Source organism: Thermoanaerobacterium calidifontis, from assembly GCF_055381745.1.
On the sequence record NZ_AP042436.1, the window covers coordinates 2247566 to 2268266 of the forward strand.

The 20701-nt window shown below is 34.4% G+C and carries 21 protein-coding genes and 1 riboswitch; of the genes, 5 read left to right on the plus strand and 16 right to left on the minus strand.

Features of this window, described 5'->3' with window-relative positions:
• Position 1: 1 nt before the first annotated feature.
• From ACZ42G_RS11780 to ACZ42G_RS11835, 12 genes are all read right to left on the minus strand, one after another.
• Positions 2 to 1516, minus strand: a complete 1515-nt coding sequence (locus ACZ42G_RS11780; protein WP_274893400.1) for a cobyric acid synthase — start codon at positions 1514 to 1516, stop codon at positions 2 to 4.
• A complete protein-coding gene (locus ACZ42G_RS11785; RefSeq protein WP_274893401.1) occupies positions 1506 to 2888 on the minus strand; it encodes a cobyrinate a,c-diamide synthase in 1383 nt (460 codons plus the stop codon). The genes ACZ42G_RS11780 and ACZ42G_RS11785 overlap by 11 nt, the downstream gene beginning before the upstream one ends.
• The gene (locus tag ACZ42G_RS11790; RefSeq protein ID WP_274893402.1) at positions 2881 to 3681 is read right to left on the minus strand and encodes an ABC transporter ATP-binding protein; all 801 of its coding nucleotides are present in this window, start codon (positions 3679 to 3681) and stop codon (positions 2881 to 2883) included. Before ACZ42G_RS11790 ends, ACZ42G_RS11785 begins: the two co-directional genes overlap by 8 nt.
• Before the next feature lies 1 nt (position 3682).
• The gene (locus tag ACZ42G_RS11795) at positions 3683 to 4633 is read right to left on the minus strand and encodes a FecCD family ABC transporter permease (RefSeq protein ID WP_206198997.1); all 951 of its coding nucleotides are present in this window, start codon (positions 4631 to 4633) and stop codon (positions 3683 to 3685) included.
• Positions 4634 to 4673: 40 nt separating this feature from the next.
• Positions 4674 to 5624 carry an ABC transporter substrate-binding protein gene (locus ACZ42G_RS11800; protein WP_464850555.1) on the minus strand — a complete coding sequence of 317 codons (951 nt, stop codon included), beginning with the start codon at positions 5622 to 5624 and terminating at the stop codon, positions 4674 to 4676.
• A gap of 150 nt (positions 5625 to 5774) precedes the next feature.
• A riboswitch (cobalamin riboswitch) is annotated at positions 5775 to 5946 on the minus strand.
• 402 nt (positions 5947 to 6348) lie between these two features.
• Positions 6349 to 7011, minus strand: a complete 663-nt coding sequence (locus ACZ42G_RS11805) for a hypothetical protein (RefSeq protein ID WP_274893404.1) — start codon at positions 7009 to 7011, stop codon at positions 6349 to 6351.
• A 67-nt stretch (positions 7012 to 7078) separates the two neighbouring features.
• A complete protein-coding gene (locus ACZ42G_RS11810; protein WP_085111797.1) occupies positions 7079 to 7714 on the minus strand; it encodes a hypothetical protein in 636 nt (211 codons plus the stop codon).
• Entirely contained in the window at positions 7701 to 7832 is a 132-nt protein-coding gene (locus ACZ42G_RS11815) for a hypothetical protein (protein WP_274893405.1), read from the minus strand. Before ACZ42G_RS11815 ends, ACZ42G_RS11810 begins: the two co-directional genes overlap by 14 nt.
• A gap of 170 nt (positions 7833 to 8002) precedes the next feature.
• Positions 8003 to 8866 (minus strand): Rpn family recombination-promoting nuclease/putative transposase, encoded by an 864-nt coding sequence (locus tag ACZ42G_RS11820; protein ID WP_085111798.1) that lies wholly within the window; start codon positions 8864 to 8866, stop codon positions 8003 to 8005.
• Positions 8867 to 9059: 193 nt separating this feature from the next.
• Positions 9060 to 9611, minus strand: coding sequence for a hypothetical protein (locus ACZ42G_RS11825; RefSeq protein ID WP_274893406.1), 552 nt, complete (start codon positions 9609 to 9611; stop codon positions 9060 to 9062).
• A 382-nt stretch (positions 9612 to 9993) separates the two neighbouring features.
• A complete protein-coding gene (locus tag ACZ42G_RS11830) occupies positions 9994 to 11937 on the minus strand; it encodes a TolB family protein (protein WP_464850558.1) in 1944 nt (647 codons plus the stop codon).
• Between the two features lie 2 nt (positions 11938 to 11939).
• Entirely contained in the window at positions 11940 to 12428 is a 489-nt protein-coding gene (locus ACZ42G_RS11835; RefSeq protein WP_274893408.1) for an RNA polymerase sigma factor, read from the minus strand.
• Between the two features lie 252 nt (positions 12429 to 12680).
• Between ACZ42G_RS11835 and ACZ42G_RS11840 the strand changes: the two genes are divergently transcribed.
• Positions 12681 to 13238: an RNA polymerase sigma factor gene (locus ACZ42G_RS11840; RefSeq protein ID WP_085111801.1), complete on the plus strand. Its 558-nt coding sequence runs from the start codon at positions 12681 to 12683 to the stop codon at positions 13236 to 13238.
• A complete protein-coding gene (locus ACZ42G_RS11845) occupies positions 13235 to 13987 on the plus strand; it encodes a DUF4367 domain-containing protein (protein ID WP_085111802.1) in 753 nt (250 codons plus the stop codon). Before ACZ42G_RS11840 ends, ACZ42G_RS11845 begins: the two co-directional genes overlap by 4 nt.
• A 232-nt stretch (positions 13988 to 14219) precedes the next feature.
• Here the strand turns inward: ACZ42G_RS11845 and ACZ42G_RS11850 are convergent, their stop codons facing one another.
• The 3 genes from ACZ42G_RS11850 to ACZ42G_RS11860 all read right to left on the minus strand — a co-directional run bounded on the left by ACZ42G_RS11850 (position 14220) and on the right by ACZ42G_RS11860 (position 17792).
• A complete protein-coding gene (locus ACZ42G_RS11850) occupies positions 14220 to 15671 on the minus strand; it encodes an amino acid permease (RefSeq protein ID WP_464850561.1) in 1452 nt (483 codons plus the stop codon).
• A 159-nt stretch (positions 15672 to 15830) separates the two neighbouring features.
• Positions 15831 to 16967, minus strand: a complete 1137-nt coding sequence (locus ACZ42G_RS11855) for a THUMP domain-containing class I SAM-dependent RNA methyltransferase (protein ID WP_085111804.1) — start codon at positions 16965 to 16967, stop codon at positions 15831 to 15833.
• A gap of 90 nt (positions 16968 to 17057) precedes the next feature.
• Positions 17058 to 17792, minus strand: coding sequence for a class I SAM-dependent DNA methyltransferase (locus tag ACZ42G_RS11860; RefSeq protein ID WP_464850563.1), 735 nt, complete (start codon positions 17790 to 17792; stop codon positions 17058 to 17060).
• Between the two features lie 154 nt (positions 17793 to 17946).
• Here ACZ42G_RS11860 and ACZ42G_RS11865 point away from each other — a divergent pair, with 154 nt between their 5' ends.
• The 3 genes from ACZ42G_RS11865 (at position 17947) to ACZ42G_RS11875 (ending at position 20532) form a co-directional block, all read left to right on the plus strand.
• The gene (locus ACZ42G_RS11865; protein WP_085111806.1) at positions 17947 to 18810 is read left to right on the plus strand and encodes a DUF2156 domain-containing protein; all 864 of its coding nucleotides are present in this window, start codon (positions 17947 to 17949) and stop codon (positions 18808 to 18810) included.
• A 73-nt stretch (positions 18811 to 18883) separates the two neighbouring features.
• Positions 18884 to 19372 carry an Lrp/AsnC family transcriptional regulator gene (locus ACZ42G_RS11870; RefSeq protein WP_085111807.1) on the plus strand — a complete coding sequence of 163 codons (489 nt, stop codon included), beginning with the start codon at positions 18884 to 18886 and terminating at the stop codon, positions 19370 to 19372.
• On the plus strand, positions 19369 to 20532 hold the full coding sequence (locus tag ACZ42G_RS11875) for an aminotransferase class I/II-fold pyridoxal phosphate-dependent enzyme (RefSeq protein ID WP_085111808.1): 1164 nt from the start codon (positions 19369 to 19371) through the stop codon (positions 20530 to 20532). Before ACZ42G_RS11870 ends, ACZ42G_RS11875 begins: the two co-directional genes overlap by 4 nt.
• Before the next feature lie 14 nt (positions 20533 to 20546).
• Here the strand turns inward: ACZ42G_RS11875 and ACZ42G_RS11880 are convergent, their stop codons facing one another.
• Positions 20547 to 20699: a FeoB-associated Cys-rich membrane protein gene (locus ACZ42G_RS11880; protein WP_464850564.1), complete on the minus strand. Its 153-nt coding sequence runs from the start codon at positions 20697 to 20699 to the stop codon at positions 20547 to 20549.
• Between the last annotated feature and the right edge of the window lie 2 nt (positions 20700 to 20701).

A 20701-nucleotide genomic window follows, 5' to 3' on the forward strand; every position in this document is an offset into this window, starting at 1 on the left:
ATCAAAGACTACCTTTCATTATCTGGTAAATTTTATTTATGTCTAAGCTCTTTCTTACTACATCTGCCAACCTGTCGTACTCTCTTTCTTTAAATTTCCTGTAGTCTTCAATGTAATCTATATCTTTTAACCCCTTTGAGCTTCTTAAAATATTTACAAGTCGCATTGTGAACTCCGTGTTTTCAAATATTCCATGCATATACGTACCAAACACTTTCCCATCACTGCTTACACATCCGTCACTGACAGATATTTTTTCATCGTTTCTTGTAATGATATTGGAAAAACTTTTTTCTCCTGTAGAACTTATGCCCATGTGTATTTCGTATCCATCTACAAACAGTTCTCTAAGCGGTGATAAAAAATCAGGCAAATCATCAGAAATTTGAGCTTTCACCTGTGTTGTGATCTTTTCATTTAAAATAACTGTCTCTATGTCTAATAATCCTAAACCTTCCATCTCACTAACAGGTCCTTCTATGTGTTGTGGATCAGATATCCTTTTTCCCAACATCTGATATCCTCCACATATGCCGATTATAAGCTTTCCCATTTTTCTCAAATTCAAAATCTCATGATGTAGTCCGGCATCTTTAAGTGCTTTAAGATCTCCTATCGTATTTTTCGTACCTGGTATTATCAATACATCGCAGTCGCCGATTTTCTCCCCTTTATTTACGTACCTTACATTTACATCTTGAATCTTCTTCAATGGTTCAAAATCAGTAAAATTGGATATGTGGGGAAGATTTAAAATCGCAATATCAATAGCCCCACCGCTTTTTCTCCCGTAATAAGCATCCGTTGCACTGTCCTCCTCATCAACATATACATCCATGTAAGGAACTACACCGATGACATCCTTTTTAATTATGTCCTCCAGCATCTTTAAGCCCGGCTTTAATATCTCTAAGTCGCCTCTAAATTTGTTTATTATGACTCCTTTTACCCTTTCTCTTTCATCATCATTTAAAAGCAATAGTGTGCCTGCTATCGATGCAAAGACACCGCCTTTATCTATGTCGCCTACTATCAATACCGGTGAATCCACCAACTCCGCCAATCCCATATTTACAACGTCTTTTTCTCTAAGATTTATCTCAGCAGGACTTCCAGCACCTTCAATCACTACTATGTCGTACGACTGGCTAAGCTTGTCAAAATCCTCTTTTATCATGCTTAAAAGTTTCGGCTTGAATCTCTGATAGCAAGATGCATCCATGCTGTCATAAACTTTTCCTCTTAGTATAACTTGACAATTTTTGTCTGAACTTGGCTTTAAAAGTATAGGATTCATAAGCACCGACGGTTTTATGCCTGCAGCTTCAGCTTGTACAGCTTGTGCTCGTCCCATCTCCAGACCCTCATCTGTTATAAAAGAATTAAGAGCCATATTTTGTGACTTAAATGGTGCAACTGAATATCCGTCCTGCTTAAATATCCTGCAGAGAGCAGCCACCAACAAACTCTTCCCAACAGATGATGCCGTACCTTGAATCATTATCTTAAGTGCCATACTTTCCCATCCCCCGACCATAATCTTTGCAATGGTTTATAAATCTGTCTACAGCATTCGGGTATTTCAATAAGTTGATGTGAACATAAGTACCTAAACAATTTTTGTACACATATCCGCACAGCCACTTTTCTTCAGAATGTGGTTTATGCACTTCATATGCAAATTCATCGTGTATCCCCGACATCTTCGAGTTGTGAAAAACATGACCAAAGATGACATCTCCTTTTTTAAATAACACATTGTCCTTTACGACTTCCGCCTCAGCGTAGCCAAAATTGACTAACCTTTTCGTCATGATGGCATCTAAATCGAATATTCCCACCATATTGTATCCATCTCCATTTAGATCAACAATTTTTTTCGCAAGGTACATAAAACCACCGCATTCCGCATAGACTGGCATTCCCTTTTCAATGCTTCCTTTAATTGAAGATAACATGGAATGATTTTTGCTTAATCTTTCAGCAAAAACTTCTGGAAATCCTCCACCTAAGTAAATTCCAACCACATCTTTAGGAATAGCTTCATCACGTAAAGGACTAAATGGGATTAACTCTACTCCTGCATCGTTCAATGAATCTAGGCTATCCTGATAGTAAAAATTAAACGCCTCATCGTATGCAAATGCAATCTTGATATCTTCTTTTGTCTTTGCTGCCGCTTTTCCATCGTCTAAATCATCTTTTTTCAATTCCACATCGCATGCATCGAGAATGCCATCTACATCTATGAACTCACCTATTCTATCGTACAAAATGCTGAAATTGTGATCTCCATTTGTCTCATATATAGGCATAAGACCAAGATGTCTCTCAGGTAGACTTATCATATCATCCTGTGGAAGGTATCCAAATGCCTTTATACCCAAATCTCTTTCGACACATTCTTTTAAAAGCTTGTAGTGTTTTTCACTGCCAACCCTGTTGAATATTACCCCTTTAATCTTTACATCTTTATCGTATTCTATATAACCTTTAACTAAGGCAGAAACACTTGCAGCCATACCAGATGCATCTACGACAAGTACGACAGGTAAATTTAAAAGTTTTGCCACATGAGCACTGCTGCCATAGCTTGTATTATTGATTCCATCGTACATCCCCATGACGCCTTCTATGACTGCCACATCCCCAGATAAAGCATGGTTTAAAAAGGACTTTTTTACGTACTCATCTCCAAGCATGTAGACATCCAAATTGTACGAAAAATTGCCAGATGCAAATCTGTGATATGCCGTATCTATGTAATCAGGACCTATTTTAAACGGAATGACTTTGTACTTTCTAGAAAGATATCCTATTATGCCAATAGTAATGCTAGTCTTCCCCGCACCAGAATGAGTCCCGGCTATCATAAATGCTTTACCCACTTGTTAAACCATCCCCTTGTCTTTTTGAAATAACAATAAGCGGTGTATCTGTAATGGGATTTCTGATTACATCTGCATTCACAGAAAAAGCCGTCTTCATATTTTCTTCAGTTATAACTTCATTTGGCGTCCCAATTGATATAATCTCTCCATCTTTCATTAGCAAAATAAGATCGCAAAATTGAGACGATAAATTGATGTCATGAAGGACAGCAAACACGAGTATTCCTTTTGTGGTCAACTGCTTAAGTATTGAAAGCACTTCTATCTGATATTTTACATCTAAATGTGAAATCGGCTCATCCAATAACAAAATCTTAGGCTCTTGAGCCAATGCCCTTGCGATGTAAACCCTTTGCCTTTGCCCACCACTTAATTCATTTACGTATCTATCCTTAAGATCCCATGTGTTTGTAAGAATCATCGCTTCTCTTACGCTTATTACATCTTTTTCGGTTTCTCTTTGAAATCTCCTTAAATAAGGAGTCCTTCCCATCATCACAACGTCGTAAGATGTAAATTCAAAGTCAAAATACATATCCTGCGGAACATAGCCAATAATCCTCGCCCTATCTTTCGAACGCATTTTATAGACACTTTTGTCCATTATAAATACATTGCCTTTGCTAGGCTTCAAATAACCTGAAATGTTTTTCAAAAGAGTTGTCTTGCCAGAACCATTGCTTCCCAATATACCAACCATTTTATATCCATCTATCTTAAAATTTACACCTTTTAAAGCCTGAATATTGCCATAACTATAATGGAGATCTTCAACATTTACTATTGTCATTTCACTTAACCTCTTTATTTTTATTTTTGACAAGAAGGTATAAGAAAAACGGACCACCGCAGGCAGCAGTTATTATGCCAACTGGTATTTCTACAGGAGCCATCACAGTCCTCGCCAGTGTGTCAGCTAACACCAAAAACGCTGCACCCAAAATACCGCTAAAAGGAACTAAAAATCTGTTGTCAGAACCTACAATAAGCCTCGATATGTGTGGCACTATAAGCCCTACAAATCCAATTATACCACCTGCTGAAACAGAAGAAGCCGTTATTAAAGACCCTACAATCAAAATAATTTTCTTTACTCTTTCAGTATCTATTCCCAAATGCTCCGCTATCTCTTCACCTGTCATAATGACATTGAGATCTCTTGAAAACACGTATAACGTTATACACCCAATAAATATGATTGGCACTGTGTAAAAAGTCTGACTCCAACTAATAAGGCTAAATCCACCCATTGTCCAAAAGACTATCTGGGACATCTCATCATGGTTTAAAAGCATCATGAGAGAAATAATAGATGACATAAAAGCACTGATGGCAATGCCTGCAAGAAGCATCGTCTGCATTTTAATGTAAGGTCCTTTTTTGGATATGATGTACACTACGTAAATAGTCATGATAGCAAACGCAAACGCAAAAAATTGAAGACCAAGAAGCCCAAACCCCAAAACAATGGCAATAGATGCTCCAAATGCAGCTCCTGATGATATGCCTAAAACATAAGGATCTGCCATAGGATTTTTTAGAAGACCTTGAAAGAATGTACCTGCCACAGAAAGTCCCATCCCTGTAAAAGCAGCTTCAATTATTCTTGGGAATCTGAGATTTAACAATATCATCTTGTCTGTAGCATTGCCACCGCCAAAAATGACATCAATAATGCTTTTTAATGGCATTTTGACTGCACCCACTGATGCAGAAAACATCAAGGATGCAATCAAAACCATTGCAGAAATTATCAAATAAAAGCTTTTTCTCACTTTCAATTTATTTAAATGCCTCCGGATGCAAATCTTTTGCAATTTCTTCTAATCCTAAGACAATTCTATTAGAAGGCTTAGTGACAATGTCATCGTTGGATATTATAAATATTTTGCCATCTTTCGCCGCTTTTGTATCCTTATAACCTGCCATATTTTTTATTTCATTGGCGTTTGCAGCATGTGGTGATGTGATTATCACATCAGGATTTTTCTGTACCAGTTTTTCCATGCTGTACTGTGCCCATCCGTTTGCATCGCTGGCTACATTGTTTCCACCAGCCAATGTTATAAGCTCATCGATGAATGTTCCCTTGCCAGCCGTCCAGTTCCCATTTGTATCAACAACATAAAACACATTTACTTTCGGCAAATCCTTCACTTTATCATTGATCTCTTTAATTTTATCTTTCATGCTGCTTATTATTTCATTTTCCTTTTCTACATTGCCTGTTATCTCACCTAATATCTTTATTGAATCATATATTTGGTTTATGTTTTGAGCTTCCAATACCACCACTGGTATGCCTGATTTCTCGATAGTCTCCATCTGGTCCTTCCCAGAAAGATTTGATGCAAAAACTATATCAGGTTTCTGAGCCATTATAGCTTCAATATTAGGCCCTTCATATCCTCCAACTTTCGCAACGCTTTTTACCTCCGGCGGATAATCGTCGTAATTAGTAACACCAACAACATTTTTGCCAGCGCCAATTGCGTAAATCAGCTCGGTCGTTGATGGAGATAAGGATACGATCCTCTTAGGCTCCTTTTTTATCGTAACTTGCCTACCCATAAAATCAGTAATTTTCAATGGGAATGTAGCCTTAACTTCCGTCTTCACAGAATTAGCATTAGTAGATGCTTTTTCCTTTGTAGTTTGAGAACATGAAACAAGACTTAATGAAAGAACTGCTACTATGATGAAAATCGAAATATTTTTAATCCACTTTTTCACTTAGATCTTTCCTCCTAAATTATTTATAAAGATTTGAAACATAGCCAAAGCACTTAAACATTAACTCAAAAAACTAAGGCATACCGAGAAGGTATGCCCCATATTTTCCAAAGCAAATATGTATCACATTACCAACCTCCCCTCCGAAGGTGTTTTTCACATCTTAAGGCAGGTCTCCTGGCTTGCGACTCATCTTTAGCTCAACCTTCCCAGTTTCACCAGTGGTTTTTTGAGCCTCATCATCGCTTACAGTAGCGGGGGCTGCAGCGGCTTCTCACCGCTTTCCCTATTAACCTTTCGGACCTTAAGACCATATTTAGTTTAACTATATTATATCTTTAATGCAAAATTGCGTCAATGAAAATAAACGGCCTTTTTTTTGCAATAATTTGTCATGAATTTTTTCATCTCATCCTGTATAAATTTTTACTACTGTAATATCCAAAATCACAAACATGATGAATACCGCTAAAATAATTGAAATCAAAATAAATGCCTTTAAGATAAACTCTCTGTATTTTTTCATCCCGCGCTCTGCCTCCAATTTCTATAAAACAGATTATCTATATAACGAAAATTTCACGAGATTAATTTCCTCTCTGAATATATAGACAAATTTCTTCCTCATTTTGTTACAGTTTTTTAAAAAAATTTTTATGTATAAAAAAATAGCCCAAAGGGCCAATTATCAAATGAAATGTGCAGTATCAAAAAGCACACTGTTTTAATGAGTTTCAAAACGCAAATCCGATGTAAGTTCGAAACTATCATAGTAAAAGTACAATATCCCTGATTTAGTATCCAAAAAGAATAGTTTATTAGTCGTATAGTTAGTTCTAAAAGAAGTTGAACCTTTGGACTTTGTATTTGTATATAAATAATAGTATCCATCCTTTTTCACTTTTGGAAATGGATATTTTTCCCCAAGCGTTAAATTAGGTTGTGGCAGTGATTTTGCTAATGAGTACGGGATGACAGAACCAAACTTCCATCCTTTTTCTTCTGCAGCTTTTATGAAATCATCCATTTGGGTCTTATTGAACTTTAAAATGATATAATGCAATTCTTCATCCCTATCACCTGTATAGTTATTCTCCAGCACATTAACTGATCTTGGAATGTAGATGCCAGTTTGGGAGGCGACAAAATATTGTGGCCCAGAAAATATCTTAGAAAAAATCAGTATACACAATCCCAAAGTAAAAAGAATACCAACTGTTATCCCCCACCATTTTATGAGATTCCTATTTCCAGATCGCCTCCATTTATAAAGCGAAAAGCCAAGCCAAACAATCATCAATACAGCTACATTAATAAGAAATATTTCATATATGTAAACCATGCGATTGCCTAAATTGCCTAAATACAATTGCGTATGCAGATTCATTTATATCACCTCACATCATATAGCGAATGTAGTAGCTGTTCAAGAAAAATAGCCCCATTAAGGGACATCAATACATTTTTATATCAAAATTTTGCAGCAATAAGTCTTCTTCCCCGCCATCCCATTTTATTATCAATTTTATAGGCTTTTTGATTGAATCTAATATTTTCTGCCTTTCATCTGCATCTATTTGAGAGAAATTGGGTAGCCATGTAGATCTGCTAACATCAATACAATTATCTTTTTTCTTTGTATTTGGTACATTTAAATCTATTCTCTGTTGAATTGGTGTTCCAAAATACACAAGTCCAGATACTACATAAGGCTCAAGCCCTTTATCAAGAAATACAACAATTTTAATGTTATTTAATTTTTCCTTACTAATGTTCTCAACTCTTATAGTATAATTCAGTGAAGTGAATTCATTTGAATCTTGTGTTTTTTGGATGTCTTCAGCAGAATCCAAACCATTCGTCTTTGTATTATTATTTTTCCCAATCTCAATCGTTGTATTGATTTTAAAATGTTTGCTTTTCGTCGTATAATTCAAATTAGGTGCATCGTTTGTTTGATATAGATAAATTTGAAAATGACTTTTATTATAGCTGTAGTAATCATAATATATAAAAAAGCTCAATACAACTACTGCTATTAAACATAAGATTATTATGCGCTTATTTTTTATAAAATCACCTCCAGCCATATTCTTCAGTTATCCTATCACCCATACGATAATTGTACTCGGCTTGTTGTGTAATCCAATTTTCATCATAATAATGTGGTATGACATTAGCATAAAGATCTGCAGGAAATGGCGCCAATTTCTGTTAATGATATTATAAACCAATTATCGTCATCTGGGAAGGTGCTAAATTAGGTCAATTTTTCTGTCACCCTTTGTCAATCTATGTAATATATTGTCGAAATCGCCACCGTTTTTCGGTCATAAATAAACCACATAAAAAAACAGGCTTGAAGCCTGTTTATGATCCTAATTCATCAATTTTTTTATCTCATCTTTTGACAACTCTGTAATTTCTGCTATTCTGTCGATGTCCATACCTTCTTTTAACAACTTCTTTGCTATTTTTATACTTTTTTCTTTTTCGCCTTTTTCAATACCTTTTTCAATACCTTTTTCCATGCCTTCTCTAATACCTTGTTTAATGCCCTTTTCTAATATCATTTTGTACGTCTCAGATTCTTCAATCCTAAACATCCTCATCACCTCCGAAAAAACTTTCTCAATAACTTCTTTTTTAAAGACTATGCCCGATAATATCTCTGCCTTAAACGCTATGTCTTTCTTTTTGTTTATGTCTAATGGAATATCTTTTATAGCCTCAACACATCTTTCCAGATATTTTTCTCCTTCTTCTTTCCTTCTATTTTTGTCCATCAGCGGAAGAAGGGAATACAAGTCATAATAGTCTGTCTTTAAAACATCAGTATATTTTATGTCACCAACATTTATTGTTCTATATTTATAGTCTAATATGTTCTGTTCTCCAAAGTCGTAATTTAAGCTACTTTTGATGTTTGCATTATCTTTGCCTATATAAATTACTATCTGATATGGCAAGAGATCATGCTTTTCCATTATCTCCAGGGAATATCTTAGCATCCTGTAAGGCATCTTTTCATCATTTTTCGATTGAAATTCTATGTGCACAGCCACATTTCCTTTGTCAGTAGTACATTTAAATATCATATCGCTGTCTCTGCGTTCTACTCTTGCAAATTCTATATTTAGTTCATCAATCTTTGTGTATTGGAGACCTAAAAAATAGCTCATTATGTCATCAGCCATATCAGAAAAAATATTTTTCATCGTTATATCGTATTTCTGGCTCATACTTCTTCCTTCCATCTCTCTTTATCTTACCTTTATTATATCATACGAATATTAAAAATACAGATTATTGCTCTAACATTTTTATATCAAAATTTTGTAACATTAAGTCTTCTTCCCCACCGTCCCATTTTATAATCAATTTTATAAGCTTTTTGATTAAATCTAATATTTTCTGCCTTTCATATAAATTGATTTAGTTTGTAATATCGTTATGGACTGTAATTTCTTTTTTCTTTAATTGATCGACGTAAATGTATATTGTGAAATCATTCTGTTCTTTTATCAATTTGTCTAATTCATCGTCAGAAATGTCTGGCATATATATGCTAAGAACAGAAGACATTGTCTGATTATTGTTATTGTTGGGATATACATAAGCTATGGGCGTCATATTACTCCCTATCAAATCTGCATATTTCTTGGGATATATTATTTGAAATCCAATTTTATGATTTTTTATAGCATTATTTATTCCAGGTAGTGTGTATGTCACAATAAAATTTAATCCCTGTCCTACTTTATCGGAAACCTCCATTTGACACCTTTGTATTGATAAATTGCTTACTTGCACATTGTTAAGAAAAAATTTTTCTTCGTCTTGTTGTAATTGTTTCATATTTGTTGATATGGTTGTATAATTAACGGTATTTCCCTTGTGTGCGAAAATAAAATACAAACCCAGTAATACAATCACGATGCCAACAATTGTGAAAATAATTGTTTTCTTTTTAATTTTTATTGACATTGAAACGTCCTCCAATCTATAATCTACAATCTTCCATGGTATTACACTTTCTTCCTTCAGACAATCAATTGCGTATCTATCTTTATCACAAAGTGCAAAAATATCCTTGTTTTAAGAGATTAGCAAATAGACCTTTAGGACTAAAATCGTACCACCCTAAAACTTTTTTCGCTAAATTAGCTCTCCATAATATAAGACAAATTTTTAAAGAATTTGTTACAATTTTTTAAAAAAACTTTTTAAGTATAAAAAATAGCCTTATTGAGGGCATTAATATATTTTTATATCAAAATTTTCTAGCAATAAATCTTTTTACCCATCATGATTTGCTTTTTGAAGTATATAAGGTTAAGGATACTTTTCGTATCATTAACCTTATACATTATGGAATGCTTATTTCAAACTTTTCAGGATTGTATTTATAATAAAGATACTGATGGTTTGTATTTACATTAAACATAAGCGTTTTACCATCCCAAAAATTTGAGTTTAAAGCTTGAATGGTTGTGTCTTTAATCAATGTTTGCAAATCTATTTTTTTGTTATCATTTAAATCGTAGACATACGTTTTCGCTGTATTTTGTGCTGTTATATAGTTTGCCGCAAGGTATCTTCCGCTTTCATCGATCTTAAGTTCAAAAAATCCGCCGCTATTAATGCTATCGATCATTTTAAATTTCTTGCCGTTTAATTCATAACTTATCAACTTCACACTTGGTTTACCTGTATTTTGTATTGTAAATACAAGCGTATTCGTCTTGCTACTGTACGCTATTGGTCCAAGTCTATAGTCTCCGTCTGGCAAATACTGCTTTGGAATGTCTGTTTTGTCAAATAGTTTTACATTGCTTTGTCCTTCTACCATGTACAAAGATCCATTCTTATTTATATATTCTGCTTTGCTTAAGTTTTTTATGCTATCTATTATATATCCATTGCTGTTGGGTATCAGATAGTACCTCGATTTTTCTATAGAGTAGTAGCTTTCCATCGTATATGCATAGTTTAACTCAGCATCTACATATATCTTTCCGTTTTCCGTGCCTGACGACAGTATTGTGTATCCCACCGGGTGAGGATTTGATATTGTAAGCAGCTGTGGCGGATTTTTCATAAGCATTCTCGCGAAATCATCGTCTCTAACTACCAATGCTTGTAAATACCTTCTTACAACATCTTGTGCACTGATTTTTTCTTTGCTTATATCTATCTTCATTAAGCGCATAGCATTGCCGCCTGTGTCTACATTTGCATTTTTGAGAACAAATATGCTATTTGAGCCGCTGTTCCAGACAGGATCAAAATAGCTGTACAACCCATTCGTCTCGAAAGTTTGAGCCTCATCAGAAGGTTTTATGCTTTTAAGCCAATCTTCAACAGCGATTTCATTAGATATATTAGACGTTACCTGTCTTTTAGTGGCAAAATTTACTGTGTCTGTAACCCATATATTTGAAACTGATTCTTTTACGCTTATATTATCTTTTATCTTATCTGTTTTTAACTCGCTTTTTTCGTATGCAATATAATTGCCATCCGGAGAGACGGAAGGGAATCTTCCATCATCGACAATCTTTTCTTTGTTATAATTCAAATCTTTGTATATTATTTTATTGTCCCTTTCAAATACAATTGCATCAGCACCTTTGATAAATGAGCCATATGAACCGTCTGCGAGTTTAGTGGACTTCAATGTTTTTAGATCTATTTCATTTAAAGAAGACTCTTTTATATCAAATCCATGTGTCTCTCTTGGTGATATGACTTTTCTTGTATAGATAATTTTATTTTCATCAGGTGAAAACGAAGGTTCATCATAGTAAATAGACACTTCATCACCTTTTAATATTACTGTTTCTTTATTTGTTTTAAGATCAAGCAAATAAATATTTCCGTTTGAAGAGTAAACAAGTTTATCGCCATCGTTAGAAACACTAACATAATTAATTTCCCTATTTGAAATCTTTTTAAAGCCTTCTTTGTTGTATTCAAATAAGCCTTTATCACTTATTGGCATATAAATTGTTCCATTATATTCAGTAATTCTTCCGTTGACTCCTCCGCCGATATCCACAAACGACATTTGATTAGCTATCTTGAGATCTGCTGCGTTGACTTTTGGAATGATTGTGTCAGGAATCTTCTTGATATCAAGGGAGTAAAACACCGTCAATAGGCATGCCACAGCAGCCATTCCTACAAAAGTTCTTTTTATCCAATTGTTATTTTTTTTAAATCTCTTGCGGAGCTTTCGCTTTAGTTCCATATTAACAGGTATTTGCTCTTTTATTTTATTAAGGTTATTTTCTATTCTATTCTCATCCATTTTTATCCCTCCAAACATATATTGACTAGTTTTTTAAGCTTTTGTACAATCCTATATGACTTCATTTTGACTGCATCTTCTGTTTTATTGAGTATTAGCGATAATTCCTTGTTTGTCATATTTGAAAAATACTTTAGGTTTATGATTTCGACTTCCTCCTTTTGCAGACTGTATATTGATTTCTTTAGGCAATTCAGCTCCGCCTCTTTATCAAATTTATCCTCAAAAATATCTGGATAGGCGTATTGCTCAAGGCTTTCACCTATAGCTATATCTTTTTTCTTTTTATAGAAGTCGATAACTGTATTTCTTGCTATTGTAAAAAGCCACGATTTAGGACTAGCATTAAGGTTTCTGTACTTTTCATAGGCTTTTTTAAAAATGTCGCTGACAATATCATCTGCATCCCATCTGTTGCCCACTTTGAAATACACATACCTATACACATCATCAAAATAGCTTTCATACATATCTAAAAAATCATTTTGCACCATTAAACCTCCCTCCGTATATAAAGACGAATCAACCAAATCATAGTAACACTTTTTCCTTCTAATATAATAAAATAATTTACGTTAATTTAGAAAAAAATACTCAGTATGAGTGAACTTATATCTTTTTTCATAAAAATAATCTTTAAATCTTTTAACATCGTTAAATATCTCACATAAAAAGTTTTATGATATAATCTATTTGACATGCTTAAATTTTTATGGGCAAGCATGGACGAGGGAGGGAGGAAATTGTTTATCTTATTTGACACGATTACAGACGAAAGTCAAAGAAAAAAAGTCGAAGATATATATGTAAAGTACAGCAGAGATATGTTTAAAGTGGCATACAACATTTTAAACGACTATCAATTGGCACAAGATGCGGTCCAATCTGCTTTTATAAATATTATCAATTATATCGAAAAAATTTCTGATTATGACTGTAACAAAATAAGAGCATTAGTTGTTATTATAGTTAGAAACATCTCAATAAATATGTACAATAAAATAAAGCGGCAAAAAAATTTATTTATTGAAGATGCGGATGAGTTTTTCCATGATGACTCAGAGCCGTTTGACGAGAAGGTAATAAATGATGACATTTTTAGAAGAGTATCTGAAAAAGTAAAAGAGCTAAAGACAGAGTACGCAGACATTATTTCTCTAAAATACTACTACGGATACTCTAATAAAGACATCGCAAATCTTTTAAACATCACAGAAGACAATGTAAGAGTAAGACTGTATCGCGCGCGGCAAAGCCTTAAAGATGCTTTATACCAGTATAAAGGAGATGTGGAAATATGAAAGACCTTTACGATGAAAAGCTAAAATCTGAAAGCAAAATATTTGAGGCATTGCTGGAATATGCAGGGGCTTGCCATGTAAACAACATAATTAATGATCTGGAAGAAGCCAATGGTGAAGAAATACCTTACCCTGAAGAATTAAGCATTAAAATTAGAAAGATGTTAATACATCACAAAAGAAAAGAAGCAGTCAAAAAATTCTTCACATCGGCAAAAATGATCTTCCCAAAAGTCGCGGTATTCTTCTTTGTGGTTTTTATTGGCTTCACTGTGGCAATGACGACTGTTTCTGCTTTTAGAGCTCGCGTCTTTAACCTCATAATTGAAATCAAAAAAGATTATACAGACATAAAATTAAAAGAAAACAATGAACCCAGTACGTCTTCTTCCACATCGCTGGTTCCATCCAACTGGGAAAATGAATATTATCTTTCATACGTGCCACATGGCTTCAAGATAAGCAAGGTAGAATCACAGGAGGTAACCAAAATCATTCAATACACAAATGACAAAGGCGATTTCATAATTTTCAGTCAAAGCTCTAACGAAAACACTGACATGATGGTTGACACGGAAAATGCTATAACACAAAAGATTGATATAAACGGCTATGAGGGCATCTTAGTTCAAAAAAACGGTTTAAACACTATCGTATGGCGTAAAGACAACAATTTATTCTCCTTAATGTCGAAAATCGATAAGAACGAACTTATAAAAGCTGCCAATAGCATCAAACTGAAAAAATAATTTATTTTAACTGTAACAAAATTAATGATTATTTGTCTAATATATATGGAGAAAAAACTAACATAGAGGGGATTTAATGTTGAAGAAGAATTTTGTTAAAGCATTTATTATAGTCTTTTTAATCGTAGTCGTAAACTATGCGATATTTTACGGCATATTTTCTCTATATATGTCCATTCACCCATAATAAAAAGGAGCCTTGGTCATCCAAGGCTCTATAATCATACTTTTTTTAATAAAGGGTTTCGGTTTTCACACATTTGTAATCATTTTGTGCCAGCTTGCTGTGCCTATATCCATAAAACACATATACGACAATTCCCAACACAAACCATACTATAAACCTTATCCACGTCTCAAGAGGCAGTGAAACCATCAAAAATACAGTTGAAGCAATGGATAAGATAGGCACTAACGGAACAAATGGACATCTAAATTTTCTCGGAAGTTCAGGCTTTGTGTACCTTAAAACAATAACAGCTACCGATACAAGGACAAAAGCAAACATGGTTCCTATATTCACAAGCTTTGCAAGTTCATCGATAGAGAAAAATCCTGCAACAACTGCTGCAAATAGCGCAACTATTATCGTACTTGCAACAGGCGTCTTGTGCTTTTCATGAAGTTTTGAAAGAAATGGCGGTAAAAGTCCATCTCTTGACATAGCAAAGAATATCCTGGTCTGTCCATACATCATAACTAAAAGAACCGTCGTTATTCCTGCTATCGCACCAAAAGAAACTAATCCCGACGCCCAGTTTATGCCGAGGCTTGTTAGTGCAAATGCCACAGGTTCAGGCGTATTAAGCTTTGTATATGATACGACACCTGTAAGTATTGCAACGACGACTATATACAAAATTGTGCTTATTCCTAAAGACCCTAAAATTCCTATAGGCATATCCCTTTCAGGGTTTTTTGTCTCCTCGGCCGCCGTCGACACAGAGTCAAACCCAATGTAAGCAAAAAATATTATTGCAGCGCCTGAAAATACTCCCTTCCATCCAAATGGTAAAAATGGCTTCCAGTTTGATGGATGTACATGCCATACAGCGACAGCTATAAAAAACAATATCACCATTACTTTAAATATAACAGCAATATTATTTAGTATCGAACTTTCTTTTGTTCCAAAAAGTAGAATTATTCCCAAAAGCAATACTATGCCTATAGCCGGTAGATTTATTATTCCACCAGGTGCAGAGCTTGCCGAATTTGCAGCCCATACAGGTATGTTAATGCCAAAGCTGTGAAGCAAACTTGTAAAGTACCCTGACCAACCTAATGCAATGGCAGGTATAGCGAATGCATACTCCAATATCAAGTCCCATCCTATTATCCATGCGAATATTTCACCAAGTGCCACATAACTATAGCTATACGTAGATCCTGCTGCAGGAAATGTAGATGCAAACTCCGCATAACTTAGCGCAGCAAACGAGCATGCAATACCTGAAAGAACAAATGACAATATAAGACCTGGTCCTGCATATTTTGCAGCCGCAACGCCAGTCAATACGAAAATACCTGTGCCAATTATTGCGCCAATGCCAAAGAGAATAAGGTCAAACCATGATAGCGATTTTTTCAATGCGTGCTTTTTGTCCTGTGTGTCATCTATTATCATGTCAAGAGATTTTTTTCTTAATATATTTAAATTACCAGTGTTTTCCTTGCGAGCCATCTTATATTTATCCCCCCAGTTTTAATTAGATTTAATTATTTTAGATTGATTATTTAAAATAGGATATTTTATTTTATTATAATTAAAATTATATTGAGCCGCAAATAACTTTTTCACAACTATTAAAATTTTTTCGCAAAAACAAAAGACGCTTACGCGTCATTTTTTCGGCGGCCTTGGCCCAAAATACTGATAATATGTGGTTTTTATCATGCCATTGTATAGCTTCCTTCTTTTGCTTGCATCCCTTCCAAAAAGTTTTTCAAAATTTTCATGCGATGTTATTATATAGTAGGACCACGTATCAAGCCTCGTAAATACTCTTCCCATCTCCCTATACAATTTCTCTACCTCTTTTAATTCCCCCATCCTTTCTCCGTAAGGCGGATTGCAGACTATTATCCCATACTTATCATCGGTTTTCAGATCTTTCAAAGATCGCTTTGAAAATTTTACATAGTCACTGACACAAGCCTTTTTAGCATTGTCTATGGATAATTTCACTGCATCTTCATCGGCGTCATATCCATTTATGTTTAGTTTTACATCTTTTTTGATTAAATCAAAAGCTTCATTTCTCACGTCAGTCCACAGCTTTTTTGGTATCTGTCTCCATTTCTCCGATGCAAATTGTCGATATAGCCCAGGAGCCATATTTGCACCAATTAACGCTGCTTCAATAGGTATAGTTCCTGATCCGCAAAATGGATCCATAAGTGGTCTATCGTACCTCCAATAGCTTAGCATTATCATGGCGGACGCCAAAGTCTCCCTTAAAGGCGCCACATTTGACACAGCTCTATATCCTCTTTTATGAAGTCCCTCTCCACTTGTGTCTATCATCAGTACGGCTTTGTCTTTCATTAATGAAAATTTTATCTTGTATATTGGACCATCTTCCTCAAACCACTCTCTTTTGTACTTCTTCTTAAGCCTTTCAACTACCGCTTTTTTCACTATCGACTGGCAATCAGGCACACTAAAAAGCTTCGACTTAAGAGAGTATCCATCGACGGGAAACTGTCCATTTTCAGGAATCCACTCTTCCCACGGCAAAGACTTTACACCTTCAAAAAGCTCATCAAAAGTAGTAGCCGTAAATTCACCAACTTTAATGTATACCCTCTCAGCAGTCCTTAACCACAAATTTGACTTACATATAGCAGATATATCACCACTAAATGTAACTTTACCATCTTCTACTTTTACATCATCATAGCCTAAAGATCTTATCTCATCAGCCGTCACTGATTCGATTCCAAAAAGTGTAGGCGCTATCAATTCAATCTTTGACATATCACTATCTCCCATTTATTAATTCCAAATTTATTAATTCCAATATTATATTATTGCACTAAATCCCTTTAATCACATCGTCACATTGTCTTAAATGTTGCAGAGAATGAAAGCTCTATCTAAACTATCTACATCTTCAACAATATCAAATTTTCTATTCATTATGTTGACACTTTTAAATCCAGCCATTTTTAATTCATTTACAACTTCGTCTAATGAAAAACTCATTTCGTGAACTGTTTCTTCATATTCTTCATACAGCCTTCCTTCTTTCTTTAAAAAGGCGGTAAATGTTATAAAAGCATTATCTCCAAAAGATATGCTTTTGGAAATATAGTAATCACCGTTTGGATACTTCCTTATATGGATATTATTCCAATTATCGCTTAAATCTTTCAATGTGTTCATGTCAAACATGAAAACTCCCTTTTCGTTAAGATGTCTTTTAACACAATTAAACATAGATTTCCACTTTTGAAAATCCGTCATGTGATTTATAGCATCAAATGTGCAAGTTATAAGGTCGAATTTTTTGCCTAAATCAAAATCGCTCATATCGCCAAGATGAAACTTTATATCGTAACCATACTTTCTACAATTTTCAACTGCCTTCTTAAGCATTTCCTCAGATAAATCAAGGCCTTCTACATTTATGCCATCTCTTAAAGCGCCTATGCAAAAAACCCCAGTTCCACATGCCAAATCCAACATAGTCTTAATATTAAAACCAGATTTGTCTAAAAATCTTTTAAAATCTGGCCACAACTCCTTAGCATAGGAATCCCAGCCTAATCTATCGTAAAATTTAGCAAATTCGTCGTACATAAAAACACCTCTTAATTATTTTTTTATCATTCTTCTATATTATATTATCACAATGCTTAAGTCAATTTTGTTATTCAATAACTGTGTGTTATAATATTAACACGTGCAAATAACTATATTTAATAAATAATTATTATCCAAGAGGTGAAAATAGTTGAAACCATTATCCATAGAAGATAAAAATATTTTTGATGAATACTTTTGTGCATATCCACCAGAAATATCAGAATACACATTTACAAATCTCTTTATGTGGAATCATGTTTACGACATTAAATATGAGATAATCGATGGGTGTCTTTTGATTGCTTCAGGCAATAATGTATTTCCTCCTGTAGGTCCATCTGAAAATACATTAAATGCACTGGAAAAATTTTGTGAAATGCTTAAAAAAGATTACTCTGAAATCAATCTAACTCGCTTTGACAATGATTCTGCCACTAAGATTAGAGAAAATTTTAATGTTGAGATGGAACCAGATGAAGACAATTTTGACTACGTGTACAATACACAAGACCTTATCAATCTTTCTGGTAGAAAATATCACAATAAAAAAAATCATATAAACAAATTTATGAGAACTTATGATTATGTTTTGGAAGAACTTCGCAGTGAAAATGCTTTAGAATGTTTAAATTTTACTGAAAAATGGATTTCCTTAAAAGACATAGAGGAAAATCCCGGAATACTAAAGGAATTTGATGCGATAAAAAAAGTTCTGGAAAACTACGATTTTTTTAATGTAAAAGGAATTGTATTAAAGATAAACGGAAAAATAGAAGCATATTCATTCGGAGAAAAATTAAATCCAGAAACGGCAGTGACTCACATAGAAAAGGCAAACCCAGAGATTAAAGATGCGTACGCATTTATAAACATGTGTTTTGCTAAGCTAATGTCTGAGTACAAATATATAAACAGGGAACAAGATTTGGGAATCCCAGGGCTTAGATATGCAAAGAAGTCATACCACCCTGCAAAGATGATATTGAAATTCAAAGGAAAGTTGCAAATTTAAAACTTTAATAGATTGAATTATTATAATTTTTGTATTATAATGTGCATAACATTATTTTTGGGAGGTGCCATAAATGTCTAAAAAGATGGATATAGTCGAGCTTCTTCATGAAAACAGCCGTTTGACAGACAAGCAAATATCCGTAATCACCGGGCTCAGCGAAGATGAAGTAAAGGATATAGTAAAAAGCCTTGAAGAAGAAAAAGTTATATTAAAGTACAGCACATTGGTCAATTGGGAAAAAACCGAAAAGGAAGTAGTGCGAGCACTTATTGATGTAAGAGTCACACCACAGCAAGGGCAAGGTTTTAACGCTATTGCTGAAAGAATTGGACAATACGATGAAGTAAAATCTGTCTCTTTAATCTCTGGCGGATACGATCTATCAGTAGAAGTAGAAGGCAAAACCATGAAGGAAATAGCTATTTTCGTGGCGGAAAGACTGGCTCCTATTGACGGTGTACTAAGTACAACTACACATTTCATACTTAAAAGATACAAACAAGATGGGGTGTTTTTTACAGACGGTCCCGAAGACAAAAGATTGGTGGTAACACCATGAGCAATAAATACATTTCAGATGTAGTAAAAAACATCCCTCCCTCTGGAATAAGAAAATTTTTCGACCTTGTTACAAATTCTCGCGATATTATCTCTCTCGGTGTTGGCGAACCAGATTTTGTGACGCCATGGACTGTGCGAAAAGAAGCCATAGATGTGCTTGACAGAGGTGCTACTACATACACATCAAACCTTGGACTCTTAGAATTAAGAGAAGCCGTATCATTCTTTCTAAAAAATCATTACGGCTTAAATTACGATCCTGAAAATGAAATAATGATAACCGTAGGCGCCAGCGAAGCCATAGACTTAGCACTTAGATGCCTTATAAATGATGGCGATGAAGTTTTAGTGCCTGTACCAAGCTATGTCTCTTATTCACCTTGCATAGAGCTTACAAGAGGGGTGCCAGTATACGTACCTACCTATGAAGAAAACAATTTTATAATAACACCTGATGATCTGAAATCAAAAATAACCAGTAAGACAAAAGCACTTATACTGCCATATCCAAATAATCCCACAGGTGCTATCATGAAAAAAGAGGATTTAGAAGCTATAAAAGGCATAATAATAGAACATGATTTGATAGTCATTTCCGACGAAATATACAGCGAACTTACTTATGATGGAAAGCATGTAAGCATAGCTTCACTGCCTGATATGAAAGAAAGGACTATCGTTTTAAACGGCTTTTCAAAAGCTTTTGCCATGACAGGTTGGAGATTGGGATACATAGCAGCGGAGCATAGCTTCATAGAGGCTATGAATAAGATTCACCAGTATACGACAATATGCGCTCCCATAATGGCACAATACGCAGGCATAAAAGCGATATACGAGTGCGAAGACGATATAGAAAAGATGCGTAAAACTTACGATCAAAGAAGGCGCCTCATAGTAAATAGCTTCAGAGAAATAGGATTTGACTGTTTTGAACCAAAGGGAGCTTTTTATATATTCCCTTCAATTAAAAAAACAGGCCTTTCATCACAAGAATTTTGTGAAAGGCTTTTAAAAGAAGAAAAAATAGCCGTCGTACCAGGAGATGCGTTCGGTCCTGGAGGAGACGGATTCATAAGGGTATCTTATGCGTATTCTATCGATAAGATTATGAAAGCCCTTGAAAGAATAGAAAGCTTTGCTAAGAGAGTGCTTTAAAAAAGTAGGTTACCCTACTTTTTTTGCTTTACTGCAGAAAATTTAGGACAACTGGAAGAACAACTACCGCAGTTGCATTGTCCAGAAGCACTTTTCTTTATGTTTTTATAAAGAATAAACACCGCTGCCGTCACTATTGCTATAGTTGCAATCGCTTCAATAATCATAT